The following is a 22,176-nucleotide window of genomic DNA, read 5'->3' as shown; positions in this document are numbered from 1 at the left end:
TCCTCTTTCTTATATCAGGCATAAAGGTCTGTATATAATTCCTCTGGTTCTGGAAACGGACTATTGATAGCAAAATCTACCGCTTCCTCTATGCTTTTTGTTACTTCCTCTTCTATCGTTACAACCTCTTCTTTACTCAAAACCCCCTGCTCTATCATTCTATTAGAAAATATTTTTATAGGGTCTCTTTCTCTCCAAAACTTTTCTTCCTCTCTTGTTCTATAAGCACGAGGATCACTTCTACTATGCCCGTAATATCTGTATGTATTGGCTACAATAAAACTTGGACCATTACCTTCTCTTGCAAAATCCACCCATTTTTTTACACAATCTTTAACAGCAATAACATCCTGCCCATCAACACAATCATATTTCATATCAAAAGCAAGTGCTTTTTTTGTTAAATCCTGTACTGCACAAGCTCTCTCTACTGAAACACTCATACCGTAAAGATTGTTTTCGCATAGATATACTACTGGAAGTTTCCATAATGAAGCCATATTTAAACACTCAAAAAATATTCCGTTGTTTGTAGCTCCATCTCCAAAGAAACATATAACAACCTGCCCTGATTTTCTCATTTTTATAGAAAGCCCAGCTCCTGTTGCTATACCAAGGCTACCAGCAACAATACCGTTAGCCCCAAGGTTTCCTTTAGAAACATCTGCAAGATGTAGAGAACCACCTTTCCCTTTACAAACACCGGTTTTCTTACCCAAGATTTCAGCCATCAATGCATTTAGGTCTCCATCTTTGGCTATAGCATGCCCGTGCCCTCTGTGGGTGCTTGTAATATAATCGTCAGGATTCAAAGTGGATATAGCCCCAGCCCCCACTGCTTCCATTCCAGCGTAAAGATGGGAACCTCCTTCTGCTATATTTTTTGCAAGAAGTTCCATTATCTTATCTTCAAACTGTCTTATCTGCATCATCTGGGTTAACAACTTAATAGATTCTGCCTTTTCAATGTTCACCTTAAAATCTCCTTCACTCCAAGTTAATGCTTCTTATTGTTACAAACTTTTTATATAATCATTATTTAAAGCGTTAACAACCAATCTCTAATATATTTTGCATCTCAAGGAGTCATTGGTACTTTAATCTATTTATCTGTTTCAAAAATATAGTTACTTATTTTATAAAATTTTCTTTAACTTACTACTACGGATTAATTATAATCTTAAGCCCTTCTTTTTTCTCAGCCAACTCGAGGGCTGTTTTAATATCTTTAAGATTAAACTTATGAGTTATATACTTCTTAGCGTCTATTCTGCCAGAAGAAATTAAATCTATGGCAATCTTATTATGTAACGGGCTTGAGCCATGGGTTCCAACCACAAAGAATTCTCCGTAATGGAGAAGGTTGCTATTAAATTTAACATACGGATTATCTTTGGGAAGTCCACCAAAATAATTTATTGACCCTCTCTTTGCAACCAACTCAAGAGCAGATTCTTGTGGCTGTGGCAGACCAACAGCAACTATAACTCTGTCAGCCATTCTACCGTTGGTCATATCTGAAACAACTGTTTTTATATCTTCTTTACCCATATCTACAAGTACTGCACCTGTAAATTCTGCCATTTGAAGCCTTTCAGAAGAAATATCTGCAAGTATTACTTTACCAGCCCCTGTGTTAAGAGCAAAATCAGCATGAAAACATCCAATCGGTCCTGCTCCTACTATAAGTACCGTATCACCTTGCTCCACTCTGCTAAGAGATTGTCCGTTAATAATACAAGCAAGAGGTTCCGCTATGGCTGCTTCATCATAAGACATATTGTCAGGAATCCTATTCACACATCCGTTCCTAACAGCGTCAGCAGGAACCACCATATATTCAGCAAACCCTCCATCGTAATGATAACCTATTGCTTTTAAGTTGTCACATGATGGTTGGTATCCTTTCCTACAATAATAACAGATTCCACAAGGTATCGCGGGTGCAACAGCTACCCTCTCCCCTTCTTTATAACCTTTAACATTCTTCCCAACCTTTTCTATAACTCCACTTAATTCATGCCCAGTGATACGAGGGAAAACAATATGTTTATGTCCGTGTCGAAATACTTTGATATCTGTTCCACAAACAGCACAAGCCCCTACCTTTATAAGTATTTCATCTTCCCCTGGAACTGGTATCGCCCTGTCTTCAATATCTAATATCTCTATATCCTTAACAATAGCAGCTTTCACTCTATCATCTCCTTTCCTTTCTTCAGCAAAATTTATCAAAATAATCTAATTTCCTGTTTTTTATCTCTATATATTTTTCTTTCACTTCACAAATAACTCTTTCATCATTTAAACAAGAAATATTCCTTAACACATAATCTATACCTTTATCTTCTAATAACCCCTGAAGTTTGGTAGCACTTTCATCATTCCCATAATTATAACACAAACAAGTAGCCATTACAAACGATATATTTTCTGGAAAAACACCTTCATTAAGACATACCTTTATAGCACCAGCAAGCCTGTCATTAGCCCCTATTTTTCTAAGAGGATCTCTACCCACTCTAACAACAGTATCATTTAAAGCCTTATTTTTAAACCTTACAAAAAGGTCTGATATATAATCTTCAACCTCTTTTTTATTTAGAGAATGTTTTTTGATTATTGCTACTTTTGTTTCTTCAACAACTCTTTCCAACAATTTATATAACCTTATATCTCCCATACATTCCCATATAAACTCATAACCTGCAAGATACCCTACATAAGCGAGTGTTGCATGGGCAAGGTTGTGACCAAAAAGTTTAAGTTCTTCGTAGGGAACAATATCCTCTACTGGATAGAAACCTTTAACAGCAGGAACCTGTCCTTTAAAACTTTTTTTTGCAACAGGTAAAATATTGTACGGCTCCACCGTAACAAGTAAAGGTTCTTTCTCCCGTAAAGAATCTGGCAAAGGAGCTACCATCCTGCTAACAACTGTTTCAACAAAACCTACATAAGTTTTTATATAATTTTTTTCTGCACAAGATAAATGTTTTTCTATACTCTCTCTTAATATATCAGCGCTCCCAAGAAGATTTTCACAAATAACTATATTAAGAAAAGATTCAACACCCTTCTCAATTCTTCTTTTAACTCCTTTAGCAATAAGAGGTGCAAGAAAAGAAAGGTTGTTTGCTCCAACAGCAGTAAAAGCAAGATTAACCGATGCTATTTCTTCAACAATTTCAGATTCTGATGAAAAATGTATTCCTTTCAAATTACTTATCTTTTTCTCAATTTTTTTATCACTCAAAAGCCATATAGGGTATTCTTGCCTGTCATTCAAGAGAGTAATAACAGGTTGTGCTACATCAACAAACACAAGTTTATACTCTGAAGTTCCACATATATCTCCAATAAACCCTCTACCAATTTGCCCAGCTCCAAAAATTACAGTTTTTTTCATACTATCCTATCGTAACAATTTTTTATTACTAAGTATTAATTAACTTTTATTATAACTCATATTAGTATACCTTAAAAGAAGGTTTTTATAAATTATTGGTAAATTAAATCATTAAATCTAAAAGAGATGAATTTGATTTTTTAGGAGGAAATGTTTATAATGTGAAGTTCCAATGAGTTTTGGCATACAGGATTGGCACACAGGAGAGAATAAATGAAAAAAGAAGTCGATTTAACAAAAATGGACCTCAAATCAGCTGTCTTTCATCTTGCTTTACCTATGATGGCAGGCGGTTTTTTAATAAACACTTTTGCAATAGTAGACCTATTTTTTGTAGGAAAACTTGGGTATATGGCTCTTGCAGGTCTTTCTGTCTCTGTAATGGTTCTTACCATTATAACTATTTTTACAACTGGCATAACAACTGGAACAGTAGCTCTTATATCTCATTTTATTGGGAAAAAAGATTATGATAGCGCTAACCAGGTCTTGTGGCAAACAATAATACTTTCCCTTATATTCTGGCTTCTTTTAGCTATTGTTGGTCTATTTGGTATAGAGTTTCTCTTAAAAATTTTTGGTGCAAAAGGAGAAGTTCTAACAACTGCAAAACCATATCTAAGGGTTAGTTTTCTTACTTCGGGATTCCTATTTTTACACGTTACCCTTAACCAGTCAATGAGAGGTGCAGGAGATGCAAAAACCCCTATGTATGTTTTAATAGTAGCCAATATTATAAATTTAATACTTGACCCTCTCCTTATATTCGGTTTATGGATTTTCCCAAGAATGGAGGTCGCGGGTTCTGCCATAACTACTGCAGCAAGCAGGTTTATAGGATTTTCTATTATTACGATTATTCTATTTAGACGAAAAGAGGGGTTAAGATTAAATCTAAAACATTTTGGTGCAAAATTTATATACATAAAAAGAATCATAAGCGTAGGGTTTTTTTCTTCTATGCAACTTCTTATGAACAACATATCTCTACTTTTTCTAACTCGCCTTGTTGCGCTTCACGGTCCAGAAGCTCTTGCAGCGTATGGGGTTGGAACTAAAATTAGAATGCTCCTTGTAGTACCAGGTTTTGGGTTTGCAAACGCTTCTGCCATACTTATGGGACAAAATATGGGAGCAGATAAAAAGAAACGTGCTAAAGATAGTATGATGTTTGCTATTAAAATGTTTGAAATACTTCTGTTTCCTGCTGTTTTACTAATATTTATTTTAGCACCACAGATTGTTTCTCTATTTAACAACAATAGTGTTGTAATGAGTACGGGTGCTACCTATTTAAGATATATTATGCTTACTTTCCCTTTTCTCGGCGTATCTATGATAATGCAAAGAGGACTTACTGGAGTTGGAGATACAGCTTTCCCAACTGTTATAGTAGGATTCTTTTCTTTGTTTTTAAGGATTCCTCTTGCCTATCTATTATCTTTAAAAACAAGTTTAGGGACAAGCGGAGTCTGGTTAGGAATAAATGCTGCTGATATTTTCCTATGTTTCGCAATTTTAGCTTATTTCAATTCAGGAAGATGGAAAAGGGTCTATTCACACCATAGAAGACTTCTGGAAGAAACTTGAACTTACTTTTTTAAAATAGATTACAATGACCTTATTGTAATCTGTAAGTTTTAAGGGGCAGTGGCTCAATGGGAGAGCGTCCGCTTCGCATGCGGAAGGTTGCCGGTTCAAGTCCGGTCTGCTCCACTTTTTTTACATTACCCAACAAAAAAGGTATAATATACCTTACTATAAGTAAATATTTGAATAATTAAGGACAAAATGCGTATATTTTTAACTAATGATGATGGAGCATCTTCGGAAGGTTTAAAGGTATTATGGAGACACCTTCAAAAACTGGGTGAAGTTTCTGTCTTTGTTCCTGATACTGAAAAAAGCGGTTCTTCGCACTCTATCACTTTTTTTAACCCTATTGAAGTAAGGCGTACCAAAATCGATGGTGAAATAGATGCCTACCTTGTGAACGGAACACCAGCAGATTGTGTAAAAATTGGTGTGAAATCAATATTGAAAGATAAACCTGATATTTTAATATCTGGAATAAACCCCGGTGCAAATACAGGTATGTATATTAGGTATTCAGGGACCGTATCTGCGGCTGCTGAAGGTATTATTCTTGGGATACCATCGGTGGCAGTATCTGTAGAAACTTCTAAAGTGTTTCACTTTGATGAAGCAGCTGAAATAACTTTAAAAATACTGAAAGAAATGGAAGCAACAGGATTTCCTGACAACACAATACTAAACATAAATATTCCAAGTTGCGAACTAAATATGATTAAAGGCATAAAAACAACCCACCAGGATGTTTCAAAACTAGATACGGTTTATGAAGAACGACAAAATCCAAGTGGTAACTCCTATTTCTGGATGAGAAGCAATCATAGAACAACAGATGGTGAAAAAGGAAGTGACGTAGACGCTCTCAAGGATAAATTTGTTTCCATTACTCCTCTCCACCTCAATTTAACAAACCACAATTGTTTATCCCGCCTTAAAAAAGATAATAAATTTGAAAATATCAGAATTAAATAATATAATGTTAATTTTAATGTAAAATGAACTGGCTTTTATTGTAATTAATTTTGGTTGAAATAGAACCAATAATTTCATTTTAAAAGTAACAAAAAAACGTGCCCTTCGTTATAAATAAGTAGCAGTTTTTATTAAAGGGTAAAGGAGAAAAATGTCTATTACATTTAAACCACACAACCGTAGAAGGAAAAGAAGAATTGGTTTTAGAGCAAGAATGAAAACAGTTGGTGGTAGAAAAATCATTAACGCAAGAAGAAGAAAAGGAAGAAAGAGGCTTGCAGCTTGATTAAAAAGAAAGAAGAGGTTCTTCGTAAAGGTAGAATCTTAAACAATAGGTTGTTTAAGATTTATTATTTGCAGGATGAGAGTTATAAGGTTGGTTTTATTGCTAAACGTTCAACTACCAATCCTGTAAAAAGGAATTATATAAAAAGAAGAATTAGAGAGTTTTGGAGAAGTAAGATTCAAAAAGGGAATTATATTTTTATCATTAAATCTCCGATTGTAAACACTAGCAACACTCAATTAATAGAAGAACTTGAAAAAGCAGTAGATAGGATAATATGAAAAAAGGTTTTCTGTTTGCTATAAAGGTATACCAGATGTTTATATCTCCCCTTTTGGGAAACAGGTGCAGGTTCTACCCTAGTTGTTCAGTTTTTATGGCTGAATCTGTTGAAAAATATGGTTTAAGAGGTTTTTTTATAGGAATAAGAAGGTTGATTAGATGTCATCCTTTCAACAAAGGAGGGTTTGACCCTTTAGAAAAATGGATAAAATAAAAGAAGAAGTCCGATTAGTTATAGCTTTTGTGCTTGCAATGGTTATTATTATGGTTTTTGGAAGGATGCAATCTAAAGGAAGGCAAAACATCCCTCAACAACCAAAAAATATTGAACATTCTACACCTGTTACGCCTGAAACAACCGAGTCCCCTACTCTACCCGATTTAACAAAAACTCAGACTGAACCTTCTTTGCCTCAAAGTGAAGAAGTAAGTTTTGATTTTAACGATTATACCCTTACAGTAAGTTCGGATGGCAACTATTTAACCAATATCGGTATAAATAAATATCAAAGAAAGAATGAACAGTTATTCTATGTTTTTGAAAATTCCCAATTTTTAAATGATTCCATATTAAAATATGAAGGTATCAATAATGATTCTCTTTTTACAAAAACAAGCGATTCATTAATATTAACAAAAAGTCTAAACGATATTTTTATTACTAAAGAAATAAGCGTACCTTCTGATTCCCATATTTTTAAAACTGGAATACTATTAGAAAACAGAGGTCCTAAAAAGGTTTTCACGTATATGTTGCAAGCTGGAATAATACCAACAAAACCAACAGCAGTAAAAGGCGAAAGAGAATTTTCTCCTCCTGAAATACTTGTTAAGACAGGTGACAAGATTGAAAAAATAAATCCTGCCAGATTGAAAGAAAATGTTTTTTATGAAAACACCGAATGGTTGGCTTTAAAACAAAGATACCCACTTCTAATGCTCAAAATGGAAAAAGAAACAAAGAGTTTTATTATTAAAGAAGGTGATTATATAAAGTTTGGGTTTCTCTTTGAAGACCTTGAGATAGATTCACTAAACAATAAAAGAGTAGATTTTACTTTTTATGCAGGACCTTCTGATTATTTTGTTGCAAGCAAAGAGATAGAAGATAAACTACTTTTTGGCGGTGGTTTTTTTGTTGTTATGGGGCGAATATTGTTTACCCTCCTTTCTTATATACACAAAGTGATACCCAACTGGGGATGGGCAATTGTTTTCCTTACCTTATTAATAAAAATTGTCTTCTTCCCATTAACAAAAAGTAGTCTTAAATCAATGAAAGCTCTCCAAAAACTTAGACCTTATATGACAGAGGTACAGAAAAAATATAAAGATAATCCACAACAAATGCAAAAAGAGATGATGAACCTGTATAAAGATTACAAGATTAACCCTCTCGGTGGATGTATACCAATGTTACTTCAATTTCCAATTTTTATAGGGTTCTTCCTTGCTTTAAGAAGTTCAATATTTTTTAGAGGCGCTTCTTTTGGGTTATGGATAAAAGACCTATCTGTACCTGATTCATTATTTCAAGTAAGCGGTTTTACTGTAAATGTTTTACCATTAATTATGGCTGCAACTTCACTATGGCAACAGAAACTTACACCGCAGGACCCGTCCCAAAAAACTCTTACTTTTATGATGCCAATAATGTTTTTATTCCTATTCTACAACTTCTCTTCAGGTCTTCTACTATATTGGATAACAATGAATGTAGCCAGTCTTGTAGAACAATATTTTATACATAAGAAATAATATTTATTGGTTATCAATTTGGAAAAGAAAAGTATTTGCAAATGTTTAAAGAAGATAGATTATAGGTGTTTATTTTCAATAAGTTTTTTTACTTGAGGAAAATATTTTTGCAGTTTACAAATCAATTGCTCAGCTGCCATCATTTCTGCACCCTTCTTATTTTTATCTGAACCATACCCCACATACCTTTTACCACAAACTTTAACCTTAAATTTATATCTCTTATTATGAGAAGGTCCGGTCTCTTTTACCAGAGTATATTGTGGTACTGATTCAAAACACTTTTTTGCCACCATAAGAAGAATGTTTTTATGGTTGCTTATAGGCTTCATCTTTTTATTAAGAATATGTTCTTTTATAAAAATTTCTGTTTTCGCCCAACCACCATCAAGGTATAATGCACCAATAAATGCTTCAACAAAATCGTCTAACTTAGGAACTTCATAATTTACATATTTAATAAAGTTTTCTAAATTTAAAGAGAGACCTACCTGATGTAGGTATTTGCTATTAACGTATGCTGCTTTAAGGTCGGTAAGAAAAGATTCTCCAACCTCTGGGTAAATTTTGAAAAGATATACACCAACTATAGCATCAAGAATAATATCTCCCAAAAATTCTAACCTCTCATAACATAACTCCCTATCGTAAGAAGAATGTGTCAAAGATTGTATAAGTAGGTTCTTATTTTTAAAAACATAACCGGTTAAAGATTCTAATTTTTCGTAGTTCTGCATAGTATCATTCCTATAAAAAAAATTCCAACAAGAAAAAGAGGTACTTCTCCAAATCGAGAATAGAAGGTTTTACCTTCCTTTAATGGTGCCTTAAAAGATAAAGTTCCAGGTACAAAAATTCTCTTCCCATCACTTTCGATTGTTTCAACAATCTTTCCTTCTGGCGATATAACACCGCTAACACCTGTTAAAGATGCCTGTATAAAATACTTTCCGCTCTCAGTTGCTCTCATAACATTATGAGCGAAATGTTGGTATGGTCCTGCCGATTTACCAAACCAAGAATCGTTTGTAATAACCAAAAAAACTTGAGCGCCTTTAATATTCAGTTCTCTTGTCATATCTGGAAAAATATTCTCAAAACATACAAGAGGCGCTATCTTGTGACCATTTAAAGAGAAGAGTTTCAATTCGTTCCCAGGTGTTATGTATGGAGTGTATCCTGCTACTTTTTCAAAAACATTTCTCACAAAGGAATATCTACCACCAAGAATAAACTCCCCATAAGGCGCCAGATGGTTCTTATTATATACCTGTAATTCATCTTCTCCAAATAATAAAGCAGAATTATAGATATTTGTATCGTCAGTAGAAAAAGCACCCATAAGTATATATAAAGAATATTTGTTACATAAAAGTTTTATATCGTTTACAAGGGCAGGGTATTTTTCAAGAACATCAGAAAAACTACCTTCAGGCCAAACTACAAGAGTTGCACCTTCTTTTTCAAGGTTCGAAAGAGTCATTTCTTTCAACAAATATAAAACCTGTTCAGGCTCCACATTATTCTCTGAAATAATATTTGGTTGCACAACCATAACATTAATTTCACCTACTGGTTTTGCTTTATAAAACTTTTCTGGGGTTATAAGAAAAATTGCCACAAAAATTAATATAGCAACAACAGAAGAATAAAAATATTTTTTTTTAAATATATTCACAAAAGTTAGGTTAGCAAGTATCACTAAAAACGATATTCCATATATCCCGCACAGCCTAGCAGTTTTAAGTAAAAAGAACTCTTGCCATTGAGAAAGGCCGAGTAAAAGCCAAGGGAACCCAGTAATAAGATTAGAAACTATGATTTCAAGAAAAAACCATATAAACGCACCTAAAAAGATTCTGCCTTTGGGTGGTAATTTATAAAGGGTATACAAAAAAATTCCCCAATATATTGAAAGATATAAAGCAAGAAGAAGGTAAATAAAACCTGCAAGTTTGTAAAGCCAGAAGAAAGAGAATGAATAAAAAATTAGACCTGTAAAAATACCAAAGAAAAAATTGTCGCCTCTATTCTCTCTTGCAGATGCTAACATAGGAATAAAACCTATAAAAGCAACTTGACTAAAACCAAAAGGCGGAAAAGCCAGAGAAAGAATAAAACCACTTAAAGAACAGAAAAACAACCTTCTTAAAAAAAATGATATACCTTTATTCAAACTATAATCCTATTATTGTTGTAATTTAAAATAGTTACTACTTTTGTTTTCATTAAACAGGTTACATTATTTTTCAACCATAGAAAATATTTTATCAAGAAGTTTCTCTTCCATATCAACAGAAAAAGGACCTGGAGAGTCTTGATAAAAAAATAGGGAGGCTTCATATCCGCCCTCTTTAAGAGTTGTCGCAGAAGGAATATAACTAAGATACCCATTACTCAACCCAATAGTAAAAGCATTCTTGAGTTTCTGCTTTATCTTTAGACCTATCTCTGCTACTGTTTCCCCTGGTAAACCAACAAGTGATACACCACCTATTTTAAATAAATGTATCTCCCTAATTATTTCTTGAGGAATAACCTCTTTTCTGTTAATTTTATCAAGCCAGAAGTTCTTCCATCTTATTTCAGATTCGAGTGGTTGATAGGTTTTTCTAAATTTGTATACCAATTTAAGAAAATTATCCTCAAGAGCCTGTTTATCTTGAAAAAGAAAATTTCTATCGAGATTAAAAGAGAATTTTTCAAGACGAGTTTCTAATTTTTCCACATTAAGTAAAACCGAAGTTTCTCTAGCCTGTATTGCTCCTGACGCAAGAAGTCTACCCATCCTACGCATATCTTCAAAACTTCCGCCTCTAAAATTGTGTTCTTCTTCATCAAGAAGAGCAGGTCTTACATCTCCCAAACAACCGTTGGTAAAAATAGCGTTTGTTTTATAATAAAAACTCTCTATTTCTTTCTGTGCAGCACCTGGATAGTCAGCTGAAACTTCGTATATATCGGCAGACAGAGTTGTTGGATGACATCCGTAGTTAAAAAGTATAGCAAGCGGGTCACCTTCATCTCTTTCAAAAGATAGAACACTTACTTCGTAATCAATAAACCCTGTTGTGTCAGGTCCCCCGATTGTTCCGTCAGGATTCTTTCTACGCCGATTGATAATACCCATATCAACATTGGCACGCCCATACTTAACTTTTACAGGTACTTGGTTACTCATAGACTCAATAACAGCACCTGCAATCTTTTTCTTAACAATAGAAAGGTACTCTGGCACAAAGTTTCTTGGGTCGCTCCCCAATAAATCCAATGTAAAAGGTCCTGTATGGGTATGAGAACAACATAAAAGCACCTGATGAGGCAACAAACCTGTCTTTTCAGTAATCTCTGCTCTTACGTCCTCTACAAAATCTTTCGTAAAACATAATAGGTCGCAACTAACTAAAACCATACGTTCACTTTCCTTGCTTATACTAACAACTTTTAAACCAAGTTGGTCGTGTACTCTTTTACTTGGTTTATTGCGAATTGTATGCCCTTGCAACAAGTATCCGAGAGGAGGTGTAATATCAACCTTTGTGGTTCCTGCCAGCAATCTATTATCCATTTTTTTCTTTCCCGGTATTTTTTTAAATTCGTTATTATCAAACTTACTTTAGCAACATTAATTTTAATCTATTTCAATTTAATTAATATATTATCAAGAAGTCTTACTCCTGCAATTTTTATTGCTCCAAGAATAAGTACTTCTCCTTTTATCTTATCTAAAGGTTCAAGGGTATTTGTATCAACTGCTGATAAATAGTCTAACTCTACACCAGAAAAACTTTCCGCCACCCTTTTTCCTTCTACTATAAGGGAACTTGTGTCCCTTATATTTTCTACTTCTACCATATCTTTTATCTTTTTAAGACCTGAATAAAGAGCAATAGAGTTTTTCCTATCTTCTGGAGACAAATAAACATTTCTGGAACTCATAGCAAGCCCGTCCTGTTCTCTAAATATTTGGCACCCGACTATTTCAATTGGCATATTTAAATCTTTTACCATCTTTTTTATTATAACAAGTTGTTGTGCATCTTTCCATCCGAAATAAGATTTGTCAGGAGAAATTATATTGAACAATTTACACACAACTGTGCAAACACCTTTAAAATGCCCAGGTCTTAAGTTACCTTCAAACTTTTCAGAAAGCTCTGATACCTCCACCGATACGAGAGATTTTTTACCATACATCTCTTCCACAGAAGGCATAAACAGTATATCTACACCTTCTTCTTGCAACAGAAGAATATCTCTCTGAATATCTCTCGGATACTTTTCATAATCTTCAGAAGGTCCAAATTGTGTTGGGTTAACAAATATACTAACTACTGTTATATTACACTCCTTTTTTGAACCTCTAACAAGAGATATATGCCCCTGATGAATAGCGCCCATTGTTGGCACCAACCCTATAACATTTTTTTTATCTTTTAAATTTTTAACCTCACTTCTTACCTCTGAGACTCTTTTTATAATCTTCATTTTACTCTTTCCTTAATTTATTAATACTACACTTTGTAACAGGGTCAATTAAATAAGGTGCAATTTCTAACAAGGGCGTAAGAACAAACTCTCTACCACTGTATCTCGGGTGAGGTATAACAAGGTTTTCTCTTTTAATAACCTTAGTTCCATAAAAAACAATATCCAGATCTATCTCTCTTTCATCACCTTTTTTATGAAAAACCTCTCTTCCAACATTAACCTCTACCTGCTGTAAAAAAGATAATAACTGTTGAGGACGAAAGGCTGTTTTACCTTCAACAACACCATTAAGAAAATATCCACCTTTCACGTTTTCAACTGGAGCAGTGACAATAAAAGACGATATTTTTAATATAAAAACATATTGTTGTAAATATTTTAAGGCGTCAACAATATGCTTTTGCCTATCTCCTTTATTGCTTCCAATAGATATATATATTTTAACCATTATATAAAAAATTTTTCAATAAACATTTTACCGTTTTTAATATGCTTGCGAAACCTCAACGGTTTTGGGGAAACGTTGGTCATAAAGCAGTAAACTCCCCATTGGTTAGTTAACACTCTATTTTGTTGCGAAAAAGAATCAAATATAAAGAGTATTCTATAATCGTCATTTGAACATAACGACCTTACATACCCTAAAACTTCAGAATCAAATTTTTCAAAACTTTTCACCCACAAAGAACGCTCTTGATTGATATCAAGTGAGTTGTTTATCCATAAAATTGAGTCATCTTCATAAAAAGATATCTCAGGAATTTTCTCAAACCCCAAATATTCTGGAACCCCTTGTAAATCATCATTAAATGAAATGAAAAAACTTTTTCGCTCCATCCTCTCAGAAAACTGGTATACATCTTTCTTTTCACCCATCCCCCACAACCAGAACAGGTTTCCTATAGGTTCTCCAAGGTCCAACCTTATCTGGTTAATAGGATGTTCATAGAGTGTTGTAGAAGATTTTAGTATAAGGTTGTTGATTTTCTTAAACTCTTTTTCTTTATAAAGATAATCCTTAAATTTTCTATTCTTTAAACTTGGAGGGAAAACCATACTTTTGGAAGGAAAACGCTCCTTATAACCCACTACAACTTTTCCATCACATATATCATAAGAAAAACCTGTTTTATCTTCAGAAACCGTCATAAGCAACTGGTTAAGTTCTTTATCTGAAAATATTAAGTCTGTTTCTATCACCTTGCCTTCTATGTGGGTTAAAAATTCTGCAAGAAAAAACGTTTTTAGCCCGTCAGGCAATTTTTTGCTTACCAAACTCCTTAAAAATGCTTCGCCGGGAAAATCTGTCTCATTTGCAAAAAGATTAAAATACGATTTTTCTAAAGTTTTACCAAGATGTATATAACCCCACCTACCTTTTTCTGACAAGTTTTGAAAATTGCTTTTATCAGCGTATTCAAAAAGAGGTTTACTTCTAAAAAGTTCTTTCAGAAGCAACCCATAACCATTAAGGGTGATAATAAAATTTTTCATTGTAACTTCTCAAACATTTTATCAATATTCCTTAAAAGATGTTTGATATCAAAAATATTATCAAGTTCTTCCTTAGTTAAATATTTTTTTATACCAAGAGAATCTTTAATCAAGGTAGGAAAATCCTTTTCTCCAGAGATTGCTTCAAAAGCTTTCTTCTGTATTTTCTCATAAGCTGTTTTACGAGGAACCCCTTTCTCAACCAATGTATTAAGTAATATCTGGGAGAAGAAAACTTTCTTATTTATTTTCATATCTTCTTTAAGGTTTTCTTCAAAAACATCTATATCTTTCAAAATTTTAGATAAAAGGTTTAGTATGTAGTCCAACAGAATTGTAGATTCAGGAAAAACTATTCTCTCAGCTGAAGAATGGCTTATATCTCTTTCGTGCCATAAAGCTACGTTCTCTAAAGATACATTTACATTCTTCTTTACAACCCTTGCAAGTCCGCAAACTCTTTCACTTAATATAGGGTTTCTTTTATGAGGCATAGCTGACGAACCTTTCTGACCTTTCCCGAAGGGCTCAGCTAACTCAGAAAGTTCTGTCTGTTGCATAAGACGTATCTGTAAAGCTATCTTTTCGCAAGAGGCAGCAACTATACTTATAACTGAAAGAAAAAATGAATGTCTATCTCTGGAAATAATCTGAGTTGAAAAGTTCTCTTTTTCAAGAGAAAACTTATTACATACGTACTCTTCAACACGAGGGTCTATATTAGAAAAGGTTCCAACAGCACCAGAAAGTTTTCCTGCGCTTATCTCTTCAATTGCAGATTCCATACGTTTGTGGTTCCTTAAAAACTCATAATACCACCCTGCAAACTTAAAACCGAGTGTCAATGGTTCGGCGTGAATACCGTGGGTTCTCCCCATCATTATTATATCCTTAAAAGCTAAGGCTTTATCTTTCAATATTTCCATTACTGTAAAAATATCTTTAAGCAGAATATTCCCTGCTTCCCTCAATTGTAAAGCAAGAGCAGTATCTACAATATCAGAAGAAGTCAACCCGTAGTGTATATAATGACCATACTCGCCTGCTGTATCGCTAACTTGCTCTACAAACGCTATTACATCGTGCCCTGTTGTTTTTTCTATCTCATTAATTTTTTTTATATCAAGCTTAGCGTTATCTCTAATACTCTTAACAGCAATATCAGGAATTACTCCAATTTTACTCCAACCTTCAAGGGCTGCTATTTCAACATCAAGCCATTTTTTAAACTTATTTTCGTCACTCCAAACCTTCGACATCTCTACTCTGGTATACCTTGGTATCATTTAATCCTCCGTTTTTAAAGCAAGAAAATTTTTGATTATTTCTTCTACAGTCTTTCTTTTATCTTGAATCTCAAGCCATATCCCGTCTTCTCGCCTAAACCATGTTAGTTGTTTTCTGGCATAGGTTTTAGTCTTCTTTTTAACTAAATTTACAAGTTCTTCCATACTATATTTGGAATCCAAATAATCTATAATTTCTGCATACCCTATTGGTGCTTTATATAAAAGCGGTCCTTGTAGACCTTCATCTTTAAGTCGAACAACCTCTTTTATCCACCCCTCTTCAAACATCTCGTCTACTCTTCTTTCTATTCTATTATACATCACTTCTCGACTTCGTGTAAGTATAAAATATAAAGTAACACCTATATTTGCCAGCCTATCTTCAGATTTTTGTTTATGCCAAAACGTTATCGTCTTTCCAGTTAAATAGTATATCTCAAGAGCACGGCTTATTCTTTTTCTATCATTTTTATTTATCCTACTAGCAGATGTAGGGTCTACCAATTGTAGTTGAGAATACAGTTCACTTAATTCTTTGCTTGCTAAATTTTCTCTTATCTCATTTTTTCTTTCTGATGACCCTTCAGGCATAGGAAAAATACCTGTCAACAAACTCCTAATATATAAACCGCTTCCACCAACTATTATCGGAACCTTTCCCCTACTTAAAATCTCTTCTACGCACAAAAGAGCAGACTCAACAAAAGCCTTTACATCAAAATCTTCTCTCAAAGAGAGGAAATCTATAAGATGATGAGGAACCTTATCTCTCATCCATTTTGGAGTTTTTCCGGTCCCAATATTTATCTCTTTATAAAACTGCATACTATCGGCAGAAATGATTTCTCCATTTAAAGCAAGAGACAAATCAAAAGATATATCTGATTTCCCTACACCTGTAGGACCTCCTAAAATAAGAATTTTTTTTGAAATATTTTCTGTTTTCATATTATAATAAGGTAACATAAAAAGCGTCTTGTATAAATGTTTTTAAATTTATTTAGTAAATATTTGGTAAACCTCGTCACATTTTCATAAAATTATGGAGAAAAATGCCCTCGAAGGTACTTAGAAAAAACTCTTCACGACTCTAAAAACTTAACGGTGTTTACTGAAAACTTACTTTAATGTAAAAGAAGAAAAGAAATGGACAAGAAAAAAAAGAGTTTACAGATACTAATTAAACGCCACCAAGCCCACATCATTGACTATTTTAACAAACTACCTCCTCAAGAAAAGGAGTCTTTTTTAACCAATTTAGATAAACTTAACCTAAAGCTGGTATTTGATTTGTATGATAAAGAAGTTTCTTCTGTTAAAGAGCCAAAAGAATATAAAAATATTACGCCTCCAACAATATTTAAACCATATTCAAATATAGAAAAGTTAAAACTTAAACAAGCCGGCGAAACATCTATAAGCAATGGAGATTTAGCAGTAGTAATAGTTGCAGGAGGAGAAGCCACAAGGTTAAAATACCCACACCCTAAAGGGATGTACCCAATCTCTCCTTTACAAGAAAAATCATTGTTCCAGTTATTTAGCGAAAAAATTAAAGCGTTATCTTTAAAATATAATGTAGATATCCCTTTACTGATTATGACAAACCCTAAAACCGTTTCACAGATTGAAACATTCTTCTCAAAAAACAACTTTTTTGACCTTAACCGTAACAACATATTCTTTTTTCAGCAAGAACTCTTACCTTCAATAACATCGGAAGGAAAACTTATTACTAAAAAAGATGGCAGTATCCTTACAAACCCTGATGGACACGGAGGTACAATTAAATCTCTATGGGAATCAAAACTTGTACATAAACTTGAAAAGAGAGGCATAAAAATGTTCTTCTATTGCCATATAGATAACCCTCTTGTTAATGTTTTGGACCCTCTATTTGTTGGATGTCATTTAACAAATAAAGCAGATTTTTCACTAAAAACCATAAAAAAATATAAGAACGAAAAAGTCGGGACACTTGTAAATGTGAACAATAAACCTATAATCATAGAATATATCGAACTACCTACCCAACTCCAAAAAGCGGTTGATAAAAAAGGTAACCTAATCTTTAATAGTGGTAGTATTGGAATTCATATTATTAACAGAGATTTCATAAAATCTTTGAATGAAAACGGTTTTGCATTACCTTATCATAAACAAGAAAAAAAGGTTTCATTTGAAGACAAAGAGATAGATGTATGGAAATTTGAAACATTTTTCTTCGACGCCATACCTTTAGCTAAAAAAATCTGTTGTATTGAAACCAACAGACAAGAAGAGTTTGCGCCTCTCAAAAACTATAAAGGAAAAGATTCTCCTTCACGGGTTAAGGAGCAGATGGTTAAATTTTATAAGAAATGGTTGTTGGAAGCAAATATTGATGTACCTAACAATATTATTGTTGAAATAAGCCCTTTATTTGCCACAGATAAAGAAGAATTTATTGCTAAAATAGATAGAATAAAACCTGTATTCACAAAAGATACCTACCTAACCTAAGTTTTTATAACCTATGATAAAGAATTTAGGTTGTTGCACCTTTCTTACCAGATTTTCTTTCCATCTCAAGAAGTTGTTTACCATATTCAAAACCTGCAATCGCAGAAGGGTCATCGCTTCTTATGGTTCTGCTTTTTAACCGGTCACTATTATAAAAATCCCTCTTATTCATCATACTTAAAAAACGGCTTTGAAAATCCTCAAAACTCTCCCCATATATATGGTATGAATCAATTATATCTGTATATTGACCTACTTTAACTATATGCCCTACTCTTTCAGATACTTTTGACGCAATAAATTCCTGTAGAGATGTCAGACCAAAAATATTCATAAAAGCAGCCCTGTATGCATCCCTTGAGCGCCAGTGTGCATTCATAACAAGGAAATAGTCTCCATTATCTTCCAATATTCTACACCATATCCTCTGTAAACACGGTGGGTCGTAAGTTTCGGGGTCGTAAAATGGAACCCAAGTTATTGCCTGAGCTCTTCTTGAGAAAGACGTTTTTGAGAGTTTGTCTACAATATATTTGAGCTGGTTAACAGATTTTTTTTCAGAAGAGTTAGGTAGGGTGTAATTAGCCAACCTATCGTGATAGGTGTATGTCCATTTTTTCTCTTCAGGATTTATCCAATGGTCATGAACCCCAAAAACCACCTCTTGCCTATATTTTTCAAGGTCCTCTATTCCCCCAGGAAAACCAAGATGTATCCTTGGCTCATTTAAAGGGTTTTGAACAACCATTATCATAGTAGCATCCTTACTTGGAGGCGCCCCTTGAGTATCATACTCTGTCTTAACAGAAACTCCCTTATCCCACAACTCAATAAGACTTTTCTCCCATACTTCAGGAACATTCTTACCCTCTATTTTTATCACAGGTAACATTAACCCATCCTCCTTTTTAATGGAATAACATCCCAACCATAAGTGTTAATAACATCGCTTCTTTCAAGCCATCCTCTCCTTGCTAAACCAACGCCATACCTAATCTCTTTAAACATTTTTATTCTATGCAAATCGGTGCTAATAAGAAACTTTGCTCCAACAGATTTGCCTTTCAATATGTTTAAATCATTCAAATCCAACCTATCAAAAGAAGAATTTATTTCAAGAGCTACATTTTTTTCAGCAGCATACTCAATAATTTCATCTATATCAACTTCATACCCTTTCCTACCTGAAAGAAGTCGCCCTGTTGGGTGAGCTATAACATCAACCAAGTGGTTATCCATTGCTTTCTTCATCCTCATTCCTACATTTTTTGAAAACCCTTGGTGTATGGCAGCTATCACATAATCGAGTTTTTCAAGTATTTCATCAGGATAGTCGAGTTGTCCTTCCGACAAAATATCTACCTCTATACCTTTTAGTATTTTTATATCGGAAACCTCAGATTGAACTATATCTATCTCTTCATTCCGTTTTTTTAATGATTCTTCACTCATACCGCCAGCAATTCGTGAACTTTTAGAATGGTCAGCTATCCCTATATATTTATAACCAATCTTTTTTGCCTCAAGAGCAATTGTCTTTATATCATTTATTCCATCTGAATAATTTGAGTGGGTATGTAGTTCACCCTTTATATCAACCAATTCAATAAAGTTAGGTAGAAGCCCTTTTGCAGATGCCTCTATCTCTCCTCTATCTTCTCTCAATTCAGGAGGTATCCAAGAAAGACCAAGTAAAGAGTAAATTTCTTTTTCATTGGCTCCAGCAATATATTCTTCACCTTTAAACACTCCGTACTCGTTTATTTTCAAACCTTTATCCTTAGCCAACTTTCTTACCTTTATATTATGAGCAACCGAACCAGTAAAATATTGCAATGCTGCCCCATAAGAATCTATACCAACAACCCTAAGATCAACCTGTAAATCGTTGGTCTTTATAATTATAGACGCTTTTGTATCGCCTTTAGCTAAGATTTTTTTTACAAGAGGGCTACCAACAAAGGCATCTATAACCTTACCTCTTTCATTGCTAGCAACCAGAATATCTATATCTCCAACAGTATCCTGCATCCTTCTCAATGACCCTGATATTGAAAGATTTTCTGCTTTATCTTTAACCAATTCTGAAATTTCTTCAGCCAAAGGTAACGCTATCCCAATAGAAATTCTCTTTTTACCAGTTTTATAAAAAAAGATTCCCGTCTTTATATTCTCAATTTTTTTATCACCCATACCCGGAAGTTCTAATAGTTTACCGTCTTCTATGAGTTTTTCTAAGTCATTAAGGTTCTGTATCTTAAATTTTTTATAGATTTCATACAATGTGCGAGGTCCAAGATTTTGTATCTCTAACAACTCAATCACACCTTCAGGGATTTCTAAGATAAGTTCTTGATACTCTTCTATTTTTTCGTTAGCTAAGTACTCTTGAATCTTCTCAGACAAACCCTTACCTATCCCTTCTATCTTATTAAGTTCGCCCCTCTTTTCAATTTCAGATATATCTTCGGAAAGTTCCATAATGGTTTTGGAGGCTTTTCTATAGGCTCTTATCTTAAAAACATTTTCATCTTTAAGTTCAAGTATATCCGCTATTTTTCCTAATATATCTGATATTTCTTTATTTTTAGTCATTTTTTCCCTACTGGACAAAAATATAATACATCTTCATCTATTTCAAGAACCTGTTTTACTTCTTTATCTTTAAAGGCACCCAACATCACTGTTCCTAACCCCATAGATTCTGCTACTATATGTAAGTTTTGACCACAATGTCCAGCTTCCATATATACGTACCTTAAACCTCTTTGACCATACCTTGATGTTGTTCTATCAAAATCTGCCGTTATAATGATGGTTGCGGGAGCATCTGCCACCATTCTTTGTCCTAAGCAAGAAGCAGAAACCTTCCCAGATATATCTCCGAGTTTTTTTGCAGAAAGTTTGTGATGGTCAAAATGGTAGTGATAAATACCAGCCTGCAAAGATTCAACTTTAAGAGCCATCAAATAGATTTCCAAAGGATATGTAGCGCCAGCAGAAGGTGCAGTTCTACCGCCCCAATCAGAATTTTTCCCAGAGACAGCCCAAAGTAGTTCAGAGACCTCTTTAAACAAAAGATACGAATCTTTATAGTTCCTTACAGAACGTCTATTGTTAAGAATTTGCATAATAGTATTCTCTTCAAATTTTGGTTGAACCAAATCTATATATTCCATTTTACCTCCTTATTTGACGTTTTTTATCGTTTGTTAACAGCCCCTCCACCTACGGTAAGTGCACCCTTTTTGTAAACCCTCGGCTTGTCCCGACAGTATTTTTGAGGGGTTTACTTCGTCTTGGGGGAAAACAGAAGATAAAAACATGATTCCGGATAAGTCCGGAATAACAAGCAAGAGCAACCCCAACTTTTATCTCGAGTACCCCCGAGAGGACTATCATTATTTTATATTGTAAGAATCGCTTTTTATATAGGTCTATTATAACATACAAAACAGACAGAATATAACTAAGGCAAATGTAAGGAGGAGAGTAAAAACTTTTTAATTGTTGGAATTAACAACATAAGGGATGTTATTATCAAATATTATATCCAAAATATCTATTGCTGATTTTTCATCGATGTAGTCAGCCATCTCAAGCAATCTTTCTTCTGACATAGGGAGAGTGTTAAAAACAAAGGCATCTTTCTTCTTATTTTTTGTAAAAATCTTACCTCCTAAAGGTGTTAAAACAATATTTAAAATTATAAAACATATTATAGAAACAGTTAAGGCAAAAACAGGGACCAATCTAAAGTTTTTCTTTTCTGGTAATTGATAAATATCTTTTAACCTGTTTGCCCAAAAAATATCATCAGGGATAGAGGTTTCAATTTCTTTGCTCTTATTTAAAATAGATTCGTAATGAATAAAAGTTCTTCGACAATCACTACATATTTTCAAATGGGCATCAAGATTTTCTTTATCCCTCTTACCAATTTCCCCAACAATAGATTCTACTATAAAACGTTGATACCTTTTACAATTCATTCTTTATCACCTCTCTTATATATATTTTCTTTTTAAATTTCTGAATAACCTGAAAATATGTTGCTTTTACAGTACCTATACGGCTATTAGTAATCTTTGCTATCTCTT

22 protein-coding genes and 1 tRNA gene are annotated in these 22,176 nt (G+C 33.6%); 8 read left to right on the top strand and 15 right to left on the bottom strand.

Features of this window, described 5'->3' with window-relative positions; genetic code table 11:
• Nucleotides 1-14: 14 nt before the first annotated feature.
• The 3 genes from M0P98_03220 to M0P98_03210 form a co-directional block, all read right to left on the bottom strand.
• Nucleotides 15-974 carry a thiamine pyrophosphate-dependent enzyme gene (locus tag M0P98_03220; GenBank protein ID MCK9265879.1) on the bottom strand — a complete coding sequence of 320 codons (960 nt, stop codon included), beginning with the start codon at nucleotides 972-974 and terminating at the stop codon, nucleotides 15-17.
• Nucleotides 975-1,161: 187 nt separating this feature from the next.
• Complete coding sequence (locus M0P98_03215; protein ID MCK9265878.1) at nucleotides 1,162-2,196, bottom strand: zinc-dependent dehydrogenase; 1,035 nt, start codon at nucleotides 2,194-2,196, stop codon at nucleotides 1,162-1,164.
• A 22-nt stretch (nucleotides 2,197-2,218) separates the two neighbouring features.
• Entirely contained in the window at nucleotides 2,219-3,409 is a 1,191-nt protein-coding gene (locus tag M0P98_03210; protein MCK9265877.1) for a hypothetical protein, read from the bottom strand.
• 213 nt (nucleotides 3,410-3,622) lie between these two features.
• On the opposite strand from M0P98_03210, the gene M0P98_03205 reads away from it, so the two are divergent.
• The 7 genes from M0P98_03205 (at nucleotide 3,623) to yidC (ending at nucleotide 8,300) form a co-directional block, all read left to right on the top strand.
• Nucleotides 3,623-4,999: an MATE family efflux transporter gene (locus M0P98_03205; GenBank protein MCK9265876.1), complete on the top strand. Its 1,377-nt coding sequence runs from the start codon at nucleotides 3,623-3,625 to the stop codon at nucleotides 4,997-4,999.
• A 54-nt stretch (nucleotides 5,000-5,053) separates the two neighbouring features.
• Nucleotides 5,054-5,125: transfer RNA gene (locus M0P98_03200), tRNA-Ala, on the top strand.
• A gap of 75 nt (nucleotides 5,126-5,200) precedes the next feature.
• Nucleotides 5,201-5,974, top strand: a complete 774-nt coding sequence (surE, locus tag M0P98_03195) for a 5'/3'-nucleotidase SurE (GenBank protein MCK9265875.1) — start codon at nucleotides 5,201-5,203, stop codon at nucleotides 5,972-5,974.
• A gap of 151 nt (nucleotides 5,975-6,125) precedes the next feature.
• Nucleotides 6,126-6,260 carry a 50S ribosomal protein L34 gene (gene rpmH / locus M0P98_03190; protein ID MCK9265874.1) on the top strand — a complete coding sequence of 45 codons (135 nt, stop codon included), beginning with the start codon at nucleotides 6,126-6,128 and terminating at the stop codon, nucleotides 6,258-6,260.
• The gene (gene rnpA / locus M0P98_03185; GenBank protein MCK9265873.1) at nucleotides 6,257-6,541 is read left to right on the top strand and encodes a ribonuclease P protein component; all 285 of its coding nucleotides are present in this window, start codon (nucleotides 6,257-6,259) and stop codon (nucleotides 6,539-6,541) included. The genes rpmH and rnpA overlap by 4 nt, the downstream gene beginning before the upstream one ends.
• The gene (yidD, locus tag M0P98_03180) at nucleotides 6,538-6,756 is read left to right on the top strand and encodes a membrane protein insertion efficiency factor YidD (GenBank protein ID MCK9265872.1); all 219 of its coding nucleotides are present in this window, start codon (nucleotides 6,538-6,540) and stop codon (nucleotides 6,754-6,756) included. Before rnpA ends, yidD begins: the two co-directional genes overlap by 4 nt.
• Complete coding sequence (gene yidC / locus M0P98_03175; GenBank protein ID MCK9265871.1) at nucleotides 6,744-8,300, top strand: membrane protein insertase YidC; 1,557 nt, start codon at nucleotides 6,744-6,746, stop codon at nucleotides 8,298-8,300. The genes yidD and yidC overlap by 13 nt, the downstream gene beginning before the upstream one ends.
• Nucleotides 8,301-8,359: 59 nt before the next feature.
• Here the strand turns inward: yidC and M0P98_03170 are convergent, their stop codons facing one another.
• From M0P98_03170 to miaA, 8 genes are all read right to left on the bottom strand, one after another.
• Nucleotides 8,360-9,037, bottom strand: a complete 678-nt coding sequence (locus M0P98_03170; GenBank protein ID MCK9265870.1) for a putative dsRNA-binding protein — start codon at nucleotides 9,035-9,037, stop codon at nucleotides 8,360-8,362.
• Nucleotides 9,016-10,476, bottom strand: a complete 1,461-nt coding sequence (gene lnt, locus M0P98_03165) for an apolipoprotein N-acyltransferase (protein MCK9265869.1) — start codon at nucleotides 10,474-10,476, stop codon at nucleotides 9,016-9,018. Before lnt ends, M0P98_03170 begins: the two co-directional genes overlap by 22 nt.
• Nucleotides 10,477-10,542: 66 nt before the next feature.
• Nucleotides 10,543-11,868 (bottom strand): neutral/alkaline non-lysosomal ceramidase N-terminal domain-containing protein, encoded by a 1,326-nt coding sequence (locus M0P98_03160; protein ID MCK9265868.1) that lies wholly within the window; start codon nucleotides 11,866-11,868, stop codon nucleotides 10,543-10,545.
• A 68-nt stretch (nucleotides 11,869-11,936) separates the two neighbouring features.
• Nucleotides 11,937-12,788, bottom strand: a complete 852-nt coding sequence (panC, locus tag M0P98_03155; protein ID MCK9265867.1) for a pantoate--beta-alanine ligase — start codon at nucleotides 12,786-12,788, stop codon at nucleotides 11,937-11,939.
• A 1-nt stretch (nucleotide 12,789) separates the two neighbouring features.
• Nucleotides 12,790-13,239, bottom strand: a complete 450-nt coding sequence (folK, locus tag M0P98_03150; protein MCK9265866.1) for a 2-amino-4-hydroxy-6-hydroxymethyldihydropteridine diphosphokinase — start codon at nucleotides 13,237-13,239, stop codon at nucleotides 12,790-12,792.
• Complete coding sequence (locus M0P98_03145) at nucleotides 13,239-14,285, bottom strand: hypothetical protein (GenBank protein MCK9265865.1); 1,047 nt, start codon at nucleotides 14,283-14,285, stop codon at nucleotides 13,239-13,241. The genes folK and M0P98_03145 overlap by 1 nt, the downstream gene beginning before the upstream one ends.
• On the bottom strand, nucleotides 14,282-15,571 hold the full coding sequence (gene purB, locus M0P98_03140) for an adenylosuccinate lyase (protein ID MCK9265864.1): 1,290 nt from the start codon (nucleotides 15,569-15,571) through the stop codon (nucleotides 14,282-14,284). Before purB ends, M0P98_03145 begins: the two co-directional genes overlap by 4 nt.
• Entirely contained in the window at nucleotides 15,572-16,540 is a 969-nt protein-coding gene (miaA, locus tag M0P98_03135) for a tRNA (adenosine(37)-N6)-dimethylallyltransferase MiaA (GenBank protein MCK9265863.1), read from the bottom strand.
• A 180-nt stretch (nucleotides 16,541-16,720) separates the two neighbouring features.
• Between miaA and M0P98_03130 the strand changes: the two genes are divergently transcribed.
• Nucleotides 16,721-18,076 (top strand): UTP--glucose-1-phosphate uridylyltransferase, encoded by a 1,356-nt coding sequence (locus tag M0P98_03130; protein MCK9265862.1) that lies wholly within the window; start codon nucleotides 16,721-16,723, stop codon nucleotides 18,074-18,076.
• Between the two features lie 25 nt (nucleotides 18,077-18,101).
• On the opposite strand, the gene M0P98_03125 is transcribed toward M0P98_03130, so the two are convergent.
• The 4 genes from M0P98_03125 to M0P98_03110 form a co-directional block, all read right to left on the bottom strand.
• Nucleotides 18,102-18,968: a thymidylate synthase gene (locus tag M0P98_03125; GenBank protein ID MCK9265861.1), complete on the bottom strand. Its 867-nt coding sequence runs from the start codon at nucleotides 18,966-18,968 to the stop codon at nucleotides 18,102-18,104.
• Nucleotides 18,968-20,671, bottom strand: coding sequence for a DNA polymerase/3'-5' exonuclease PolX (gene polX, locus M0P98_03120; protein ID MCK9265860.1), 1,704 nt, complete (start codon nucleotides 20,669-20,671; stop codon nucleotides 18,968-18,970). Before polX ends, M0P98_03125 begins: the two co-directional genes overlap by 1 nt.
• Nucleotides 20,668-21,255: a SagB/ThcOx family dehydrogenase gene (locus M0P98_03115; GenBank protein ID MCK9265859.1), complete on the bottom strand. Its 588-nt coding sequence runs from the start codon at nucleotides 21,253-21,255 to the stop codon at nucleotides 20,668-20,670. Before M0P98_03115 ends, polX begins: the two co-directional genes overlap by 4 nt.
• 324 nt (nucleotides 21,256-21,579) lie before the next feature.
• Nucleotides 21,580-22,068, bottom strand: a complete 489-nt coding sequence (locus M0P98_03110; protein MCK9265858.1) for a zf-HC2 domain-containing protein — start codon at nucleotides 22,066-22,068, stop codon at nucleotides 21,580-21,582.
• Nucleotides 22,069-22,176 lie beyond the last annotated feature (108 nt).

It is taken from the genome of bacterium (genome assembly GCA_023230585.1).
In the GTDB taxonomy this organism is placed as follows: domain Bacteria; phylum Ratteibacteria; class UBA8468; order B48-G9; family JAFGKM01; genus JALNXB01.
Note: the sequence above shows the minus strand (reverse complement) of the source record. Positions and strands in the feature narration are given on the sequence as shown.